Raw genomic sequence first — 19387 nt, forward strand, 5'->3', positions numbered from 1 at the left:
ACGTATGGAGCGTGTAACACTACCGTTAGCTATACCGTGAACGAACCTACACAGGTTGCTGTCAGTTTTAATACACCACTCTATAATGGCTATGCTATAAAGTGTAATGGAGGAAGTACAGGTGAAACAACAGCTATAGGCTCCGGAGGCAAAGGCGGTTATAAAGATTTTAGCTGGAACACAGGCGCTATCACTGATAAGATCACGGGCGTTGCAGCCGGCACCTATACAGTTACACTAAAAGATACCAATGGCTGTTCTGCCACCAACCAGGTAATTTTGCAGGAACCTGCGGCATTGCAGGTTTCATTATCAAAAGCAACCGACTACAATAGTTATGCAGTAAGTTGCTGGGATAAAAGTGATGGAGGTATCATGAGCACTATATCCGGTGGTGTTACTAGCTATAGCTATCTGTGGTCAACCGGTGCTACCACCAGCTCTGTTTCGGGGCTTGGTGTTAATACGTATAGCCTCACCGTAACAGATGCGAATAGTTGCACAGCATCATCCAGTCTGGCATTAACAGCGCCAGCAAAAATAGATTTTACCATTAATCAACTGGCCACATTAAACTGTCCCGGTGATAAGACTGCTATACTGGAAGGTAAACCTGTAGCAGCAACAATTATCGGTGCCGCGCATTATACCTGGTCTTCCGGAGAAACAACAGCCACTATTACCGATAAAGGATCAGGTATATATTCCCTAACAGTGTCAGATGATCAGACCTGCAGCACTACCAAATCGATAACCCTTGCCGAGCCTGCGGCCAACACTGTATCCATCGTTCCTCAATCGAACTTTAATGGGAGCTTTATCAAATGCAACGGAGACAGCAATGGTATACTGGCAACTGTTGTAAAAGATGCCAATAATAATACTATAACGGCCCAAGATTATTTATGGACGGAGAATGGAAACACCATAGGAGAAAGTGCAACCCTTACATCGGTTAATAATGTAAGTGAAGGATTATACAAAGTAGTGATTACGTATAATACACAATGTAAAGCCGAAGCAACCTATTTTCTGTCTGACCCTGATGCAGTAACGGTGGCAGTATCGGCTGCTACCAATTACAACGGTCAGCCTATCAGTTGTTATAACATGACAGATGCCAGGCTGCATGCTGTAGCGAGTGGAGGTACTGGAGCGCTAAGCTATACCTGGAATACAGGCGGCACCGGATCATTGCTTTCAAATGTAGGTGCTGGCAATTATACCGTAACAGCAAGCGATGTGAATGGCTGCGTGGGAACAGGATCGCTATCGCTTGATAATCCTGAACCGGTTCAGGCAGTTATAGCGAGCGTATCCGATTACGCCGGGTTTGGTACATCGTGCTCTGGTGTGAGTGATGGAGCGATTACAGCAACAGGCACGGGAGGCACAGGTATATATACCTATAGTTGGTCGAACGGGAAAACAACAGCAAAGATTTCGGGATTGGCTGCCGGCAGTTATACGGTTTCGGTATCCGATAACAATGGCTGTAGGCAATCTATAGAACAGAGCATCACATCACCCTCAGCACTTGCGCTTTCCGTAACTGATCTGAAAAACATTTCATGTTTTGGCGGGAGTGACGGAACCATAGAACTGAATGCTTCAGGAGGTGTGAGTAACTATATGTATTCCGACAACAATCGGGCAAGCTGGCAATCGCAGAGTATATTTCAGAGTCTTGCACAAGGAAGCTATACGATTATACTGAAGGATGGCAATGGGTGCGAAAAAAATCTAACAACTTCCCTTACGCAACCTGATAAGATAGATATTACTTTCAATAATATACAACCTGCATTTTGTAGTCAGGCAACCGGAGCGGCTACTGCCGTAGTTACCGGTGGCGTGAGTGGCTATAAATATTCCTGGCAGGATTCGAAGGGAAATATACTGGGTACAGATGGCACATTGTCGAACGTGAAAGGAGGTATATATACTGTGTACGTTACGGATAACAATGCCTGCCAGGTAAATAACAACGTGGGGATAACGAGTACGGATGGAGCAAAGTCGGATTATACTGCTATGGCTGCCAAATGTTTTGACTCATCGGATGGCAGTGCGACAATTACCATTACCCAAGGCGATGGCCCGTTTGGTATTGCCTGGCCGGATGGACAAACTTCACTACAGGGTATCAACCTGAAAAAAGGGACGTATGATGTTCAGATTACCGATGCGCATACTTGTACCGTTGTGCAGACCGTTGTTGTACCTGCTCCGGATGCACTTGCGTTGGCGATCGGCAGCCAGACTTTACCAACGTGTAATGGCAGCTGTGATGGCGCTATATCGTTGCAGGCATCCGGTGGTGTTGGCAACTATATATATCGATGGAATAACGCCAGCAATGCCACACAAAATCAACTCTGTGCAGCGGTATACCCGGTAATCGTAAGCGATGCCAATGGCTGTTCATTGCAACAGGAAATAGAATTGAAGCAGCCCGAACCGATTCTGGTCTCTGCCATCAACTTAACATTACCAACGTGTAAGGATGGATGTGACGGAGCATTGGAAGTAGCGGCTACCGGTGGCAATGGAGGGTATAATTATACCTGGGCTATAGGCGGAAATACGACTGTTAAAAATAATCTGTGCCCTGGCACGTATGCCGTATCCGTAACCGATATGAAAGGATGCAAGGGCGAAAGTATGGTTACTCTTGCCAATACGCCAGCCCTGCCTTTGGACCTGGGTGGTGGTGTTACGCTATGTATAGGGCAAAGCTATACGTTGGATGCCGATACAGGTTGGGTAAATATGAAGTGGGGAAGCAGCACGGGTTTTACGAGCATCGATCAGAAGGTAACAGTGAAAGATGCCGGCCGCTACTGGATCGAAGTGATTAATGATAAAGGATGTATAGCACAGGATACTTTTCAGCTGGAGACTTCATACAATCTGCTACAGGCATCGTTCATGATCCCGAAACAGGCAGCAATAGGAGATACGGTAGTAATGATCGATATATCGTGGCCGTTGCCGGAAAAGATAGAGTGGACGTATCCACTCGCGATGACCAAATTACAGGATCATGGTGATGTGCTTTACGGACAATTTAAAGATGCCGGTACATATGAGGTAAGTCTCGCGGCACACCTGGGAGAATGCTTTGATCAGGTAAGTAAAACGATCACTATTATAGAAAGTGAAGACGGTACCGTTGGTGGTCGCCTGGGATATGAAGAGTATGTGAAACGATTTATACTATATCCGAATCCTAACAGTGGTTCCTTTGATGTAGGCATAGAACTTTCTGAAGCACTTCCTGTTTCAGTAAGCGTTTGGCATTCACCATCGGGTGTATTGATCAAACAGGTTCAGCAGGAAGGCGATGCTGTATATCAACTATATTTTGACCTGCGGCCGTTGAGTCCCGGTATATATCTTGTAAAACTGGATTACGGGAAAGGTGAGCGGTATATTCGTTTTGTGGTGAATTGATGGGGTGATGTAACGCTTTTATTGGCGAAGAACGCCAACAAAAGCGCAGGATATCCACTTAAGCCTTGGAGAATGCTTTCAGTCTTTATAAAAAAGTCCCTTTGTAATACTTCTTCTGAAGTCTTCTGCTCCGACCTTCAGACGATTGTTATAGGTAGCTATAGCGTCAGTGCCAGCAAGATAACGGAGCTGATCTTTGTCATCTATAGCGGCATCATAAACAACCTGCGCGATAGAATCCGGGGAAGAGAATTGCAGTGGGCTATCTGCATTGTTAAAGCTGGCAAGCCATTTGTTAAATAAGGAAGTGTAAGCGTCATGGTTGCCTATATCCAGCGATCGACTCATAAAGTCTGTAGCGATACCGCCAGGAGATATAGTCTTTATTTTGATTCCGTGCATTGCCAGTTCAAACGACATGCTTTCGCTCCAGCCTTCAATGGCCCACTTGGTAGCGTGGTAGATTGAAGAGAACGGAAATGCAACCAGCCCACCGATTGATGTCGTGTTAAGGATCAGGCCACCTTTGTTTTGTCGCAGGTGAGGTAACAATACTTTGGTTACCCGGATCACTCCTAAAACATTTGTGGCGAATTGACGTGTAATCTGTTCTTCCGTATATGCTTCTAACGGACCGGTAAGACCATAGCCAGCATTGTTGAAAATTACATTGATCGGACCAATGCTTATGGCAGCATCTGCCGCCTTTTGAATGGATGCTTCATTGGTAACATCCAATTCCAGTATGTGGATATTATCGAGACTGTTTAATTCTGTTTCTTTCTTGGGATTGCGCATGGTGGCAATCACTTTCCAACCCTTGCTTGCGAATAGCCTTGCCGTTGCCTTTCCAAGTCCGGAAGATGCACCGGTGATGAATATTGTTTTCATGTTTTATGAGAAATTGCTGGTGAGAGATTAATTTGATTTTACCTTATTCTCCAAGGAAAAGGCTGTCTGTGAATGACTGATATGCTTGCTCTGATGTGCTTCTTCTCGCTTTTAAAATCGGAGCAATGTCGTTAGTTGGCGTGTAACGCAACTGGTGAGTGTTGTCGAGCGCTGCGTCATAGATGGCTGCTACTACTTTCTCTACTGCATCCGGATCGGAATTACCTTCCATGCCTCCATAGAGTTTACCGATTCGTGTGAGGAAAGGTATATACTCTTCAGCGGGTTTGAGTGCTGCTATCTCTGAACCCATGCGTGTGCCAAAACCAGTTTTCATTGCACCTCCCGGTTCGATCAATTTTACTTTAATTCCAACAGAAGCTAATTCATAGCGCAACCCCTCGGAGAGTCCTTCCAATGCAAATTTGGATGCGCTGTATACTGAAGCCATGGGAAAACCAATCGCACCCGCTCCGGAACTTATGTTCACAATAGTACCTCCTTTGTGAGAGCGGAAGTGTGGAAGGATGGCTTTGATTACATCCATTACTCCAAACACGTTCACTTCAAATTGATTCAGTATAGCTTCGCGGGAAATGCTTTCAAAAATTCCGAACTGACCGTATCCAGCGTTATTAATCAATACATCAATTTTTCCGAAATGCTCAATTGCCAATGTGATGGCTGCATCGATTGACTTTCTATCCTGCACATCGAGTCTGGTAACCAGTACATTGTTGAGCCTGCTCAACTCCTTGCCCATAGTGATATCGCGCATGGTGGCAATAACATTCCATCCTTTTTCAGCAAAGTTATAGGCAGTGGCAGCTCCAAAACCTGTTGATGTTCCTGTAATCAATACTGTCTTTTTCATACCTGTTGTGTTTTCATTCTTTATTTATCCGGTGAAGAACCTTGGCACAAAGGTGAAGTACTGGCGCTGCACGATAGTGTCCAAAACAAGGAGTTTTGTATCCAAAAAATGTAACATCCGGTAGCTTACAGGAAGGACAGGAATGATGTCAGTTCAGGTATATTTTACCTGATACATGAAGAGAAGCTGTCATTTTATAACAGCCTCTTATATAGCCTATAGTAAATATATAGTATAGTTGACGTCAGTGTGGCTGAACAATTTTATAGTCTCTTATTTTGATCAATTGATCTATTGAATATTTACCACTGCCATTGGTAGCTACAGTAATAGAAAGTCCAATGTAATAGAATTCTTCGGAAGTATTTTCCTGATAGCAGGATTTTGCCACCTGTACCTGGGCTTTATCAATGGCTATTCTGTTTATTGGAACAATATTTAAAGCACATCTTGACAATGGCTTCTTTACGAAATATGGTATTTTTTCGTGACAAGAATTTTTTGGATACAAAACTCTGTGTTTTGAACACTTTCCCTTATAGCTGCTACGCTATCTTTGCAGGATCAAAACAAAGTAATGAATACGTTTCATTTGTTCGGGCATTCTTCCTAAATGGTTGGGGTTTATAAGCCAGATTATGGCGGAATAATTTTCATTAAGTGAACACGTATGTCAAGTATTCGGTAGTATCTTGTCAATAAGAAGTATATATGAAAGTAAAAAAGGAAATATATGTCATCAACTCGATTCCCGAATTGCACAAGACCTTCGGTCTGCCGGAGCCGGAGCATCCGCTCATCAGTATCAATGGGTTGATTACACCTCAGTCATTCGAAAAATTGAATGGCAAGCCTGTGATCTATAATTTTTACTCAATCTGCATCAAGAAGAATTTTAGCGGTAAAGTGAAGTATGGGCAAACGCGGTACGATCATGATGGAGGTGTATTAAGTTTTTATGCACCGGGCCAGGTTATAGCGACAGAAATTTCCGATGAGGATGGTGCCATGGGAGATTGGTTAATTTTTCATCCTGATTTACTGATGTCTTATCCGCTGCACACGAAGATCAAAGAGTATGGTTACTTCTCCTATAGTTTAAATGAGGCGCTGCATCTTTCAGCAAAGGAAGAACAGGTAATGGAAAATATCTGGACCGACATTAAACAGGAATACCAACAAAACATTGATAGTTTTAGTCAGGATGTGATTGTATCACATTTGGATCTGTTACTCAATTACTCCAACCGATTTTATAATCGTCAGTTCATTACGCGCAAGAAGGTGAACAACGATATGCTGGCTAAATTTGAAGATCAGTTGAATCATTATTTTGCAAGTGAAGATACACTCAAAAGCGGATTGCCCACCGTTCAGTATTTTTCAGATAGACTCTTTGTGTCTGCCCAATACTTAAGTGACCTGCTGAAGAGTATAAGCGGCATGACCACCCAACAACACATCCACCATAAACTGATCGAAGTGGCCAAGGAAAAATTGATGGGCACTAATCTTTCCGTAGCACAGATCGCGTATGAACTTGGATTTGAATATCCACAGTCATTCAATAAGTTATTCAAAAACAAAGTTGGAATGTCGCCTAACGAATACAGGGATTCGAGTTTGAACTGAACCTGCACCAGGTATATGCGATCATTCTCAATATTCAGAATAGAGTTGAGCGGGACGACAAATTGCATGAATGTATTTTGCTTCCTAACTTCACTTTTCAATCTTTGGTTTGCAGCTTGCAATAGCGATTGAGAGTATACTATATCCCGACATTCTGCGATGCTTGATGTTTTTCACACCTATATCCGAAGCAGGATTACGATTTCTGACGAAGAGCTGAAGTCCATTGATGCTGCTTGTACACTTAAGAAGTTAAGGAAGAAGCAATACCTGTTGCAGGAAGGCGATGTGTGGCAATACAATGCCTTTGTTGCAAAAGGGTGTGTACGTACCTATCGCGTTGATGAGAGGGGAGGTGAACACGTTATTCAGTTCAGTGTTGAAAATTGGTGGACAGGTGATCGGGAAAGTCTACTCACGGGCAAACCTTCACGTTGTAATATTGATGCCATTGAAGACTCTGAAATTATACTGATCAAGAAGCACGATTTCGATATGCTTTGCAAAACTATTCCGGCACTCAACGAAATGGTAAACATGATTCTTCAGCGAAGTTTCAATACAGCACAAAATCGTATTCATGCCAGCATCAGTCTTTCTGCAGAAGAAAAATATCGCGACTTTATAGAAAAGTATCCGGGACTTGTTAATCGTGTGCCTCAAGGCATGATCGCATCCTATCTCGGCATTTCACCTGAAACTCTCAGCCGGGTTAGAAATCAAATGTCCAGGAACGATAGGTAGATTTATACAGAAGAGGTTTACAGTTTCACGGAACTGCAAGCCTCTTAATACCTATATATAGCCGGGTATATATACTTACTGACCATAATTCTTCAGCCATCGGCTTTTGATCTCCGCTCTGGCATGGATGAACTCTTTATCAGTACCTTGCGCAATAGCATCCAGCGGATAACGCAAAGGTCGGGTGCCTTTCTCCATGTTGATGAGACTCAGTACACCATCTGCAATGACTTGCGGATCCATTTTAAATTCAGCCATCTTACCAAACAAACCTGCACCTATAGACTGGAATATTTTCGCGGCCTCTTCTCCATACGCTTCTGTGATAGCAGGCTTGTCCGAATGAATACCTGCTTTTGTTCCGTTGTTCATTTCGGTAGGATATACACCCGACTGGATCGAAACATTCTCTATACTAAATTGTCTTAGCTCTTCCTGCACACCTTCGGTTATCGTTTCTACAGCAAACTTTGAGATAAAGTAAGGCACCATAAACGGAAGTGTGAAGCCACTTGCACCTGTGGTAATATTAATGATTAGTCCATTCCTGTTTTTACGCATGGATGGTAATACGGCCTGGTATGTGCGAACAACACCGTATAGATTTACTTCCAGCATTTTTCTGATCTGCTCGGTTGAGAATGCTTCGAACAAACCAAAGCCCGTCACACCGGCATTGTTTACAAGCACATCAATCTTCTTGTGTCGGGCAAGTGATTCTGCTATACCTTTATTTACAGAGTCATCGCTGGTAATATCCATCTCTATCACATCTACATTGGGTAATGCGCTGAGTTCTCGGGCAACGGCTGCATTTTTTTCTTGGGGTTCACGCATGGCTGCTATCACCGTGTGGCCTGCTTTGGAAAGCGTAATGGTCATCAGTTTTCCAAAACCTGTACTGGTACCGGTAATTAAAATTGTCTTTTTCATTTTCGTAAATTTTGATTTTAAACTCTTTTTGTCTGAATGACGTGCCAAAGATGGCGCACGCACCAACCGTTATCCTTTGACATTTGCGAAGAAAGAAATTGACATTTGTCAATGCTCTTGACAGAAGAAGTGGAATGTGAGGATATAAAGGTAAATTTCAGCGAACGTAAAGTCGCAGTACATGTACGAACAATTCCTGCATAACAATCGGGCTGTAAAAGCAGAATCGGTAAATGACCGGCAAGGCTATGCTGGCGATGATATGGATATAAAATCTTTTTTTGAAGAATGTGGTGGCTATAGTTTTAGAAATGGACTTTATAAAACACATAATCCGGGTGCAAGTATTTTTTGGGCGAGTATAATTGCAACTTATTTCAGTCGATACAATGGAAAAATAATTCCGTTTGCTTTTGATTGGCTGGGAAGGCAATATGCTATCAGTAATGATAGCCGTGAGAACCGAATAATCATGTTTGATCCGGCAACGATGGAAGACTTTGCATTGGAGCAGAATTTATATTCCTTTCACAACAGCGAATTGGTCGAAGACCAGGAGTCAATATTATCGGAACAATATTTTCATGAGATTATGCAAGCGCTTGGTATTAACAACCTGGATTACTCAGCTTGTATAGGTCATAAGGTTCCACTTTTCTTAAATGGTACTGATACTGTTGATAATTTTGAAGTGACTAATGTGGAGGTTTATTGGTCTTTTCAAGGTCAACTATATCTTCAGATTAAAGATTTACCGCCTGGAACAAAAATAGGGTCAGTTAAATTTGAACCTTGAATGGATTAAAGCTTTGTATAGTTTCACTATTCATTCCTCAACGAATCCACCGGATTTAGCAGCGCTGCTTTGAGTACGCGGAGACTATAAATAGAAACTGAAGAAGCAACTCAAACTGGCGTGGAGTGACAGTCTTTTCACAACCTGCAATCAGGGTACTCTTCTTGCAGACTTAATGCTTGACAATCTTTAACACGCGCACAAAATTATCACCTTTGACTCGTATAAGATAAGTACCAGCGGGTTGATTTTTAAGATCGATTGATTGACTTTCCTGCATTGATGACTGCACATCGGCACTGGCCAATTCGTTCCCTAGGAGATTCAATAATTGCCAGGAGTACCTGGAGAAATCTCCTGTTTGCAAAGTCACCGACCCGGTTGTCGGGTTAGGGAAACAACGGATCAGAGCAGACGATTCAGGCAACGTTGATGTGATCAAACCGTCAAGTACTTTAACACAGGGACCTTGCGTGATAGCGACACTGAAGTTCTCATATTGTTGAGTCGTATCTACATTTATATAGTAGTTTGTTGCCCCTTGTATGGAATCACTTTTATAATACCACTGATATGTATAGAGATCGTTTTGAGGTGCAATTATAGAGGTATCTTTTAATTCAAGACTTTGAGAAGAAATGGGGCTTACCAGAATCACAGCTTTGGGCCAGCTTTCAATTCCATTTACAGTTTGAGTAACAAATACAGTATCAGTCCTGTCGATTTTTGTAGAGAAGCTGTTCCCATTTTTCAATTTATGCTTAAGCGCGGCATCGCTATACCAGTTAATGTTTTGTCCTTTTGCAAGCAGGTTTACATTTTTACCTTCCGTACAAGCCCAGAAATATTTATCTATACCGGGGCGTGGAGTTCTTTTATAGGTATCAGCCTTCGTGTCGAACTGCCCAACACCCGTGGTAACATTACTGGCATCAGAAATGGGGTTAATGAAATTTGTTGATTGATTGGAACCAACAAGATACAGGAACCCTTTGTTGTCGATGTCTATTGCTCTGCCGGCATCTTGCGTGGGCGTTGCAAATTCACTACGCCAAAGATTTTGTCCGTCACTGGTATATTTCTCGACATAATAATCACCTTCAGTACAAGAGTTGCCATAGCATGTGAAGTATCCACCTACAGTATATAGATTACCGGCATGGTCAGTCTGGATGTCATTGATTACACCTTTGCCGTTATAGGATCGGGCTATCTTTGCCCATACGTACGTACCATCGGTTTTATATTTAGCTATAAACGGAACGGCTTCATTACAGCATGTTCCCGGTAAATATATTTCAGGGAGTATAAAACGTTCGGCATAGCCGCCACCTATGTATAGATAATTATTGGCCGTGAGCGCCAGCTTAGGAGAATCCGTAAGATATCCTGTAGCATTTTTAACCCAGAGGAAGTTTCCATTGGTATCCAATTTTCCGAACATCAGGTTCTCGCCCCAGCCACTGTCGTGTTGAAGCGTGAAAGGATCGAGCGGGAGAGTTTGAATACCATATACCCCTACAAAATATAGGTTCCCCAACGCATCCACTTCCAAGTCTGTAATATGGCAGCCATCGGAATAGTTGACCCAAATATCTTTACTCCACAGAACTTTTCCATTGTAATCAAGTTTCGTCATAAAGAAATTCCAGCCACCCAGGCTGCTCACATATACATTGTCGAATTGATCTATATAAATAGCGCTGCCATATCCATAATGTTTGCTGTCAAGATCGCTGCGCCAGATTACATTGCCCAGAGAATCGTACTTGGAAACAAAGATATAGTCATCGGCCATACCTGTTACGTAAATGTTCTGGTCATCATCTATAGTCACACCGAGGTCATCACCATAACCATTGGTCTTGCCCGGTAAGCGCTTTAACCATTGCACTTCATGCTCTGAATTAATACGGCTCAGATACATGCTGGAATAGTAATCATCGGCCAGAGGAAGCGTGAACGATGCCAAAGCAAAATTCTCCTGGTAATAGCCGGCTATAACAATGTCTCCCCGGTGGTTTACCGCTATAGCAGCTTCCTCACTCTGACCTGAGCCGGTTGCTTTAAGCCCCCACGTCCAGTTTTGAGCAAGTAAATTATTGATCGGAAATAAGAGGATCAGGAATATATATAGATGTTTCATCTCGTTAGCTCAATCAAGCGCTATGTACTATATAGCCATGATTTTCAGGATTAAAAGTGTAGCAAAGGCTTTTCAAATCCAAATAGTAATTGTAATTCTGTTTAAAAAAACTAAGTGTATAGATACAATTTGCAGGAAGTTTTGTAATACTCCGTTACATTCACCCGGAATTAGTAAATTTGAAACTGCATTCTTTGTTTCAATGACCATTATACCTAACCAAACACTGTTGCCTGCACTGCGGGGTACATTTACATTCGATTCGTTGTTTTCTACGATCAGAGCAGTTAAAGTTCTTTCCTGTTTTTTATTGTGTGTGTCATCGATCTTCTGTCAGCCTGCTTCTGCTCAGGCTATCTATAAGAAAAATATAGCGGGCTTTACATATCTCTTTAATGGAGAATCGGCCTGGATAGATCTTGATAATGACAATGACCTCGACATTATCTATGCGGGACGAACAGCATCCTATCAAAATGCAACGTGGGTATATGAAAATGTAGCGGGTACGTTTATGCCGCGCTCTACAGCTCTTGCGGGCGCAGGTTTCAGTGCAATTGCTGCTGCCGATTATGATAATGACGGTGACATGGATATACTTATAGCCGGCATTTCAGCAGCGAACTCGCAGATTGCAATTCTTTTTCGAAATGATGGTGGATTTGTATTTCAGCAACAATTTTCTTTTAAGGGTGTATCTGGCGGAGATGTTGCCTGGCTGGATGTAGATAATGATACTGACCTGGATGTAGTATTAGCCGGAAACTATAGTAGCAACTCTTCCAATTACGGTACTTCATTTTACTTGAATACCGGATCGGGCTTTACTGCAATTAATAATACCGGATTACCAGGCTGCCAGGAATGTGCTATAGACTGTGCTGATGCGAATGGAGATGGCAGGGTTGATATCGCCATGGCGGGTGTTAATGGAGCCGGCCTATATCTGAATAATGGTAACAATACATTTACGCTGGATTCAAAATCCCCTATACGAAAATTATCTAATGGAGGAGTAAAATGGGGTGACTTTGATAGCGATGGTGATCTTGATCTTTTAGTTACCGGGTGGGACGCAAACAGTAATGGAGTATCACTGATCTACGAAAATAAAAACGGTAATTCCGGACAATCTCTTGTTGAGCGTACAGATATCAAATTAAAAGGTATGGGAGTTAATGCACATGGCGGAATTCGCTGGTGTGATTTTGATACTAATGGTAAGCTCGATATGTTGATTACCGGCCGGGCCGGAGGCTCAGATCAAACGAATCGCAGGTATATAAGTAGCGGTGGTGGGGTATATTCAGAAATTCAGGAACCGGAGTTTGATCCGTTGGACGATATGTCGCTTGATGCCGGTGATTTCGATAATGACGGAGATCCCGATCTCACCTTTATGGGATACTTGTTTGCCCTGGGAGGAAGTAAACCAATCTCCGGTTATTTTAAAAATACTACTATAACGGGTACACCTAAATCGAATACAAAACCAGAGCCTCCAATCGCTACAACATTTCAGGAGAAATTCTTTCGAAAGGAGATCCGGTTACAGTGGGCGCAGGGTAATGATGCAGAAACTCCTCTCGCAGGTTTAGACTATAATTTTTACCTGCGTACCGATACAAAAAAGATTATCATGCCCGCGGTTAATTACGTGGATGGTCATTTGCTCACGACCAATGCGCCCAATGGTTATGGTCGTTCAGGCTTTGCTAATAACATTCCTGAAGGAACACTTTACTATGCTGTTCAATCGGTTGATGGAGGCAAGATGGGATCGCTCTTCTCTACAGAAAAAGAGATCTATCATTTCAATGGGCCTGAAAGTATATCTGCGGAAATTGTTAGCGAGAGCGATGTAAAGTTAACATGGCTTGATAATTCTACACTGGAAACTAATTTTTCGGTTGTTCGCTCAATAGCTCCCACCTCCGGTTTTACGACAGTGGCAACACTCCCTAAAAATTCAACAACACTAACAGATCATTTTAGTTTTTTGCGCGAAACATACTACTATTATCGGGTTAATGCCTATAATGCCAGTCATGCATCGCCATACGATTCGCTTGTTTTGATAATTGCAGAACCTCCAACGAATGTAGCGGCTCAGGCTATTAATGCTACACAAGTCAACGTAAGTTGGAAAGACCGGTCGCAATATGAAACAGCTTACAAATTGGAACGGCGCAAAGTCGGTGGTACTTTTCAGACTCTCGTAACGCTGGCTCCCAACACCGAAATGTATATTGATACCGCTGTAGAGCCATGCACAAATTATGAATATCGGGTGAGTGCTCTTACCGGCAATGGATCGCTGGTGCCAACACTTGTAGCGGGTGCACACACGAACTGCCTCCCGGTGATGACTAACTTTACACTGGAGACGTTAGAAGATACACCCTTGCCATTCTCCCTATCAGATTTTCAGCTTCGCTTTTCGGATGCAGATGCTTCGGATAAATTGACGAAGGTGACTGTTAAATCAGTTCCTTTGAATGGAAAATTTCTGTTGGCTGGAGTTCCTGTTACTATAGGACAAGATATTGCTGCAGAGCAATTGAATACGTTACGGTTTGAGCCTGATCAAAATTTCAATGGCGTTGTAGTATATACTATACAGGCTTATGATGGAACAGATTATTCAACTAATATAACGACTGTCACTGTTAATGTAATATCCGTTAATGATCCGCCCATGTTTAGTGTGGCCGACAAAAAAGTGATGGACGAGGATTTTCCTGTAGAAGCCTATATAACCCCTGCATTAGAGAATATTCCGTATGAGATTAACGATGTTATCACCTTTACCCTAACACCGGCTACATCATCTATAGTTAGTGCTACAGTCAACGAAAATACAGGAGAGGTAACCTTTAAAGCAATTAAAGATCAATTTGGTCAGATAGAGTTTATACTTACTGCGAACGATGGACATACTGAAAATAATAGTGTTGCAAAGAAATTTACAGTAACCGTAAGACCGATTAACGATCCACCGGTTTTAGGACCCATTGAACCTATTGATGCTATTGCGGGCCACGCTATAGACCCCATATTGTTAACGGTTTCGGATGTTGATAATGCGATTACTGATTTGCAGTGGAATGCATACCCGGCTGATGACAACATTATAACTGCCGGTAATATAGCTTTCGAATATGAGGGAGATCAGGTATATATGAAGTTAATGCCAAAACGCAATGCAGGTAAGACAGGTGTTACACTTAGTCTGAGTGATGGTGTTGCAACCGTGTTTGGTTATTTTGTATTAACACTGGAGCAAGATACATTAGTTACAGGTATAGAAACATCGTTCGGTCAAGTTGCTGTTTCGCCCAACCCTTTTGCCGACTTTATTACGATCTCGGTAACAGATGGTGCTTCCCGTGAGAGAGATGTTGTACTAACAGATTTATTCGGACGCGATGTTTTACAGAGCACTTTGAAAGGAACCAGCACACAGTTAATTACCAAAAACATAGCCCCCGGGATCTATATACTTACTGTTACGGATGCAACAGGCAAGCAAGTGCAGAGAAAATTAGTAAGAGAGTGATGTATGAATGCCTTTAGGAGAGGCGATACAGTTTCTTCAGGCAGCATAAATAATTTTATCCTGATTGCTGTATAAAATCTGCGTCAGATGTGTATTAATTATCACGGTACTATCATTTTCAGGCGCTTAACAAAGATTGACAAGGATTTATTCTGCCTATATATAGCTATACCTCAGCTACTCACTCCTCAACGAATCCACCGGATTTAGCAGCGCTGCCTTGAGTACGCGGAGGCCCACAGTAAGGCAGGCAATAATCAACACTATACCTGCGGCTATTATAAAAGCAAAGGGCTGTAATTTTACGCGATAAGCAAAGTCCATCAGCCATTGGTTCATACAATAGTAACTAATGGGTATACCAATAGCCGCAGCTATAGCGACCAATACCAGAAATTCTTGGGATACCATTTCTACTATACGCCAGGTAGAAGCGCCCAGTATTTTGCGTATGCCAATTTCTTTGAAGCGTGTTTCAACGGTATACGAAACGAGCGAGAACAACCCGAGGCACGCAATGGATAGCGAGATAAACGAGAACAAAAAGAATATTCTGGAAAACCTTTCTTCCGCTATATATGCTTTCTGGAGACGCTCGCTGGCAAACGAGAAATCAGCGATGCTGTTCGGGAAATGTTTTTTCCAGAGTGTGTTAACTAGCGTTGTGCCTTGTTCGGTATCATGGTTCAGTCGCACGGCAATGCGTGAAAATCCTTCGCGAAAAAGATACAGGCAGGTAGGCTCTATAGTGTTGTGAAGACTGTTAGAGTTAAAGTCTTTTACAACACCGATAATTTCCATTTTTGTATCTCCGAACAACACCTCGCTTCCTATAGCATCCTGCGGAGTCTTGTATCCATATACTTTTGTAGTCATTTCATTTATGATCAATGCAGCGGAGTCTGCGTTACCTTCTTTGAAATTTCTTCCGGCAATCAGCTTCATGCCATACGTGCTGATATACTCATGATCGATACCATTGGTATAGATGGTTCCGTTAATCTTTTTACCAGTAACATCGGTAAACGTAGCCGTGCGATTTCCTAATCCGCCAGCTATAAATGCATTGGAGCGAGCGACTCCGGTAATGATAGGATTAGCCATCAAATCGTTGGCAAATGCGTCAAAGCCTGCGTGCACTTCAGCGCTTCCGTTTACATTGAGTATATAAAGATTTTCTTTATTGAATCCGAGATCTCTTTCGCGGATGAATTTCATTTGGAGCTGAATAACAAATATACCGGCAATAAGAATCATAGTAACAGTATATTGAAACACGACCAGTGCCTTTCGCAGCCACGCTCCGGAAATGCTGGATTGCGATTTTCCTTTCAGGGCGTTCACAGGTCGGAAAGAAGAAAGAACAATAGCGGGATATATACCTGCCAGTATACCTACTACAGAAGTGATAATGAAAACAGAACCGATCGTTTCGAATGTATAAAGATTGGTAACGGCTCTGCCCGTGAGACCCTCAAACAACGGACGAGTGAGCTCCATCCACACAAAGGCTAATAGCAGCGAGAGTATCGCTACTATCCATGACTCTGTCAGGTACTGTCGTACCAGTTGATTTCCGACAGCTCCCAATACTTTTCGTACACCTACTTCTTTAAAGCGGCTGGATGAAAAGGCTGTAGACAGATTTATATAGTTGATGCAAGCCAGCAGTAATGCTATTGTGGCAATCGAACCAAACACGATAACATAGGTTGTGTTGCCGGCAGGTTCTATTTCATAACGCAAATGCGATTCGAGGTGTATACGGGTGAGCGGCTGAAGAAAATAAGACCAGCGGATTTTATACTTCTTCATATCATTTCCTATATACTTCTCCAGGAACGCATCCAGCTTTTTGCTTAACTGGTCAGCATTGGCTTCCGGATGAAGCAATATATAGGTATAGTAACTGTTGTTAAACCAGCCATCATAACCAAAACCTTTTGGATCAACCGACTCAATAGTTTTGAATGAGAAGAGAAAATTATAGTGGAAGTGAGCGTTCAGCGGACAATCTTCTATTACACCGGTAATTTTAAATTCTGCTCCCTGACCATCAGGATCATATTGATATATCTTTAGCGATTCTCCCACCGGATCTTTATCGCCAAAGTATTTCTTCGCCATACTCCGGCTGATAAGAATAGTATAGGGTTCATTCAACGCTGTGGACGCATTGCCTTTTAAAAGCTGGAAGCTGAATATTTTCAGGAATGATGGATCAACTCCCAAAATGTCGGGCTCGTTGAATTTTTTATCATCGCGTTGTACGACAGCATCATTTATATCGATCCGCACAGCATCTTCTATTTCAGGAAGATCGGCTTTTAGTGCTGGTGCTAAAGGTATACAAGTAATAGCCTGATCAAATTTTCCGGACTCATCCGTAAACGTGGAGCTTACCCGATAGATGCGGGAAGCTTTGTTATGAAAACGATCAAAACTCAATTCATCTTTTATCCAAAGGCTTACCATGGCAAAACATGCGAGGCCTACTGAAAGACCTAGAGCATTAACAATGGTGTAGCCTTTATTTTTAAAGAGGTGACGAGTGGCTGCCAGAAAATAGTTCTTTATCATAACGCTGAGGTTTTTATGATCCACCAACTTCGACAGGTGCAGGTATTCCAAGAATCAGACCAGTCAGTAGAGCTTGTAAATTCTGCAGTATTGCAGGCACGACATCATATTCAAGTTCGACTTCGGACGAAATTGTGCGCGGGTGAACGTAGCTTGTAACGGAAGAGTCCTCGCATGTATACCATTGTTTTTAAAATCAATATAGTACAACAGGTGCTATTATCATTGCCGGGCACGCAAATAGTATAACTCTTGCAAAAGCTACACTATATGAAAACGTTCAGCATAATAGTATTGTTTGCAGGTATTGTATTTCAGGCATTTTGCCAGGATGACACAACGTCAACGGTAAACAATGCTCCTAACCCGGAGTCGGTGTATAACAGTGAAATTCCTTATGATCTTGAGCCTGCACGCGACAGTATGAAACTTGCGTGGAGCGAGATCCCCAATAAATTGTTGAGGAAGTTAAATCGCACCAGGCGATATGCAGGGTGGGAGAGAGCGGGGCTGTATCTGAACAGAAATACGAAAGTTTATATGATATACATCATCAACGACAGTCTTGTAACAAAATATGGTCTTGATGAAAACGGAAGAGTTGTTACGTATACTTCGTTTATAAGGAAAGGATAACGTAATCGCGTCTGCTGTGTTACTTGCGCCCCGCTATATACATCGCGATAGCAAAGACTACGTTCTTGAACGCATTAGACCCGTTGTGAAGCGCCCAGGATAAAAGAAACTGATTGTCGTTCTTGTCGATCAGTCGATCAACCGTAGCGAAGAGAAACAGGTTGGTGCCGAAGTATATAAATACTGCTGCACTTACCCAGAACATAAACATGCGTTCGATGTAGGGCTCGGGCAGTTCCTGAAAAAGCTGATAGAAGTATACGAGGCAATAGAACATGAGCACGCCACTGGATATAGAGAATGCATTGGAATTTAATCGCTCCATTCCCTGTACAAAAAACAGGTTAACGACAGCGAAAGCAACAAAAACGATAATACCCGCGATGGTCATTTTTTTGAAACCGCGCAGCGTATAGGCATTCCGGTATACGAGCGATAAAAGTATATATTGCATCACTACATATACCAGTATAACAGGGTTGCTATTGATCCTGAAATATTTATATAGTATAAGGCAGATAAAATCCGAGAGGCCGGACGCGAAGATGAGCGCGCCCAGTAGCTTAACTGTTGCAGGCTGTTGCGGCTTGCGAAGTGCCAGTATAAAAAATATCAATGGCAGAATAACAGAGAGAATGGAAATGTTCCGGACGATCGTGAAGGTTTCCATATCCATAATGCAGAGAGGGCTTTTTTACTTGAGAACTTTAATTGGTAGAACAGTAGGGAGGGCAGGGGTTGGATGCATCCACGATCAATCCGGAAGCATTGGCGTCTGTACCGTCCGGCCAGATGTTACTGCCATCTTCGCGGGCTCCTACGAGTAATAATTGTTTCTCACCATCATCGTTGGTTGCATAGTATATTCGCATACCTATACATCCGTCTTGTGAAAGAAGATCGCTGATAGCATTGATGCCGAAAAACCGGGCCTTGATAGAATCTTTTTCCGGGTGTTTTTCATCGTGATTCTTGATCCATTTGTCTGCCGTTTCTTTTGAAATAGGTTTTCCTACATCCGGGCTCAGCTTGTAACTCATACAGGTTTAAAGGTTTAAATTAAATATAAATTTGGTTTCTGTGATTAAGTTGCCGGAAAGATGAAACGTGTACGACTAACATTTCATCCTATACTTGGCG

Annotated in this window: 13 protein-coding genes; 6 read left to right on the forward strand and 7 right to left on the reverse strand. The window is 42.5% G+C overall.

All coding sequences use genetic code 11. The features are described 5' to 3' along the window. The coding region (locus tag VIN08_RS10940; protein ID WP_331964486.1) for a T9SS type A sorting domain-containing protein at positions 1-3456 on the forward strand (3456 nt) is incomplete at its 5' end. Positions 3457-3534: 78 nt separating this feature from the next. Here VIN08_RS10940 and VIN08_RS10945 read toward each other — a convergent pair. Next, positions 3535-4347, reverse strand: coding sequence for an SDR family oxidoreductase (locus tag VIN08_RS10945; protein WP_331964489.1), 813 nt, complete (start codon positions 4345-4347; stop codon positions 3535-3537). Positions 4348-4390: 43 nt separating this feature from the next. Continuing rightward, positions 4391-5221, reverse strand: a complete 831-nt coding sequence (locus tag VIN08_RS10950; protein ID WP_331964492.1) for an SDR family oxidoreductase — start codon at positions 5219-5221, stop codon at positions 4391-4393. A gap of 711 nt (positions 5222-5932) precedes the next feature. Between VIN08_RS10950 and VIN08_RS10955 the strand changes: the two genes are divergently transcribed. Then, entirely contained in the window at positions 5933-6853 is a 921-nt protein-coding gene (locus VIN08_RS10955; RefSeq protein WP_331964494.1) for a helix-turn-helix domain-containing protein, read from the forward strand. A 159-nt stretch (positions 6854-7012) separates the two neighbouring features. Further along, positions 7013-7597, forward strand: coding sequence for a Crp/Fnr family transcriptional regulator (locus VIN08_RS10960; RefSeq protein ID WP_331964496.1), 585 nt, complete (start codon positions 7013-7015; stop codon positions 7595-7597). Positions 7598-7672: 75 nt separating this feature from the next. Here the strand turns inward: VIN08_RS10960 and VIN08_RS10965 are convergent, their stop codons facing one another. Beyond that, positions 7673-8530, reverse strand: coding sequence for an SDR family oxidoreductase (locus VIN08_RS10965; protein WP_331964499.1), 858 nt, complete (start codon positions 8528-8530; stop codon positions 7673-7675). A 181-nt stretch (positions 8531-8711) separates the two neighbouring features. Here VIN08_RS10965 and VIN08_RS10970 point away from each other — a divergent pair, with 181 nt between their 5' ends. Next, positions 8712-9326 carry a hypothetical protein gene (locus VIN08_RS10970; RefSeq protein WP_331964502.1) on the forward strand — a complete coding sequence of 205 codons (615 nt, stop codon included), beginning with the start codon at positions 8712-8714 and terminating at the stop codon, positions 9324-9326. 172 nt (positions 9327-9498) lie between these two features. Here VIN08_RS10970 and VIN08_RS10975 read toward each other — a convergent pair whose 3' ends face one another. Continuing rightward, on the reverse strand, positions 9499-11472 hold the full coding sequence (locus VIN08_RS10975; protein WP_331964505.1) for a T9SS type A sorting domain-containing protein: 1974 nt from the start codon (positions 11470-11472) through the stop codon (positions 9499-9501). Positions 11473-11674: 202 nt separating this feature from the next. Between VIN08_RS10975 and VIN08_RS10980 the strand changes: the two genes are divergently transcribed. Then, entirely contained in the window at positions 11675-15031 is a 3357-nt protein-coding gene (locus VIN08_RS10980; RefSeq protein WP_331964508.1) for an FG-GAP-like repeat-containing protein, read from the forward strand. A 177-nt stretch (positions 15032-15208) separates the two neighbouring features. Here the strand turns inward: VIN08_RS10980 and VIN08_RS10985 are convergent, their stop codons facing one another. Then, on the reverse strand, positions 15209-17611 hold the full coding sequence (locus VIN08_RS10985; protein WP_331964511.1) for an ABC transporter permease: 2403 nt from the start codon (positions 17609-17611) through the stop codon (positions 15209-15211). Positions 17612-17881: 270 nt separating this feature from the next. On the opposite strand from VIN08_RS10985, the gene VIN08_RS10990 reads away from it, so the two are divergent. Then, a complete protein-coding gene (locus VIN08_RS10990) occupies positions 17882-18247 on the forward strand; it encodes a hypothetical protein (RefSeq protein WP_331964513.1) in 366 nt (121 codons plus the stop codon). Positions 18248-18266: 19 nt separating this feature from the next. On the opposite strand, the gene VIN08_RS10995 is transcribed toward VIN08_RS10990, so the two are convergent. Further along, complete coding sequence (locus VIN08_RS10995; RefSeq protein ID WP_331964515.1) at positions 18267-18923, reverse strand: hypothetical protein; 657 nt, start codon at positions 18921-18923, stop codon at positions 18267-18269. A 31-nt stretch (positions 18924-18954) separates the two neighbouring features. Beyond that, positions 18955-19287 carry a hypothetical protein gene (locus VIN08_RS11000; protein ID WP_331964517.1) on the reverse strand — a complete coding sequence of 111 codons (333 nt, stop codon included), beginning with the start codon at positions 19285-19287 and terminating at the stop codon, positions 18955-18957. Positions 19288-19387: the final 100 nt, after the last annotated feature.

The sequence above is a fragment of the Ohtaekwangia sp. genome, assembly GCF_036568665.1.
In the GTDB taxonomy this organism is placed as follows: Bacteria; Bacteroidota; Bacteroidia; order Cytophagales; family Cyclobacteriaceae; genus Ohtaekwangia.

What these genes read in the sequence shown, in the direction of transcription:
- VIN08_RS10990 (WP_331964513.1), top strand. Translation starts at nt 17,882, where the DNA reads ATGAAAACGTTCAGCATAATAGTATTGTTTGCAGGTATTGTATTTCAG.
- VIN08_RS10970 (WP_331964502.1), top strand. Translation starts at nt 8,712, where the DNA reads ATGTACGAACAATTCCTGCATAACAATCGGGCTGTAAAAGCAGAATCG.
- VIN08_RS10985 (WP_331964511.1), bottom strand. Translation starts at nt 17,611, where the DNA reads ATGATAAAGAACTATTTTCTGGCAGCCACTCGTCACCTCTTTAAAAAT.
- VIN08_RS10980 (WP_331964508.1), top strand. Translation starts at nt 11,675, where the DNA reads ATGACCATTATACCTAACCAAACACTGTTGCCTGCACTGCGGGGTACA.
- VIN08_RS10975 (WP_331964505.1), bottom strand. Translation starts at nt 11,472, where the DNA reads ATGAAACATCTATATATATTCCTGATCCTCTTATTTCCGATCAATAAT.
- VIN08_RS10945 (WP_331964489.1), bottom strand. Translation starts at nt 4,347, where the DNA reads ATGAAAACAATATTCATCACCGGTGCATCTTCCGGACTTGGAAAGGCA.
- VIN08_RS10965 (WP_331964499.1), bottom strand. Translation starts at nt 8,530, where the DNA reads ATGAAAAAGACAATTTTAATTACCGGTACCAGTACAGGTTTTGGAAAA.
- VIN08_RS10960 (WP_331964496.1), top strand. Translation starts at nt 7,013, where the DNA reads ATGCTTGATGTTTTTCACACCTATATCCGAAGCAGGATTACGATTTCT.
- VIN08_RS10950 (WP_331964492.1), bottom strand. Translation starts at nt 5,221, where the DNA reads ATGAAAAAGACAGTATTGATTACAGGAACATCAACAGGTTTTGGAGCT.
- VIN08_RS11000 (WP_331964517.1), bottom strand. Translation starts at nt 19,287, where the DNA reads ATGAGTTACAAGCTGAGCCCGGATGTAGGAAAACCTATTTCAAAAGAA.
- VIN08_RS10995 (WP_331964515.1), bottom strand. Translation starts at nt 18,923, where the DNA reads ATGGATATGGAAACCTTCACGATCGTCCGGAACATTTCCATTCTCTCT.
- VIN08_RS10955 (WP_331964494.1), top strand. Translation starts at nt 5,933, where the DNA reads ATGAAAGTAAAAAAGGAAATATATGTCATCAACTCGATTCCCGAATTG.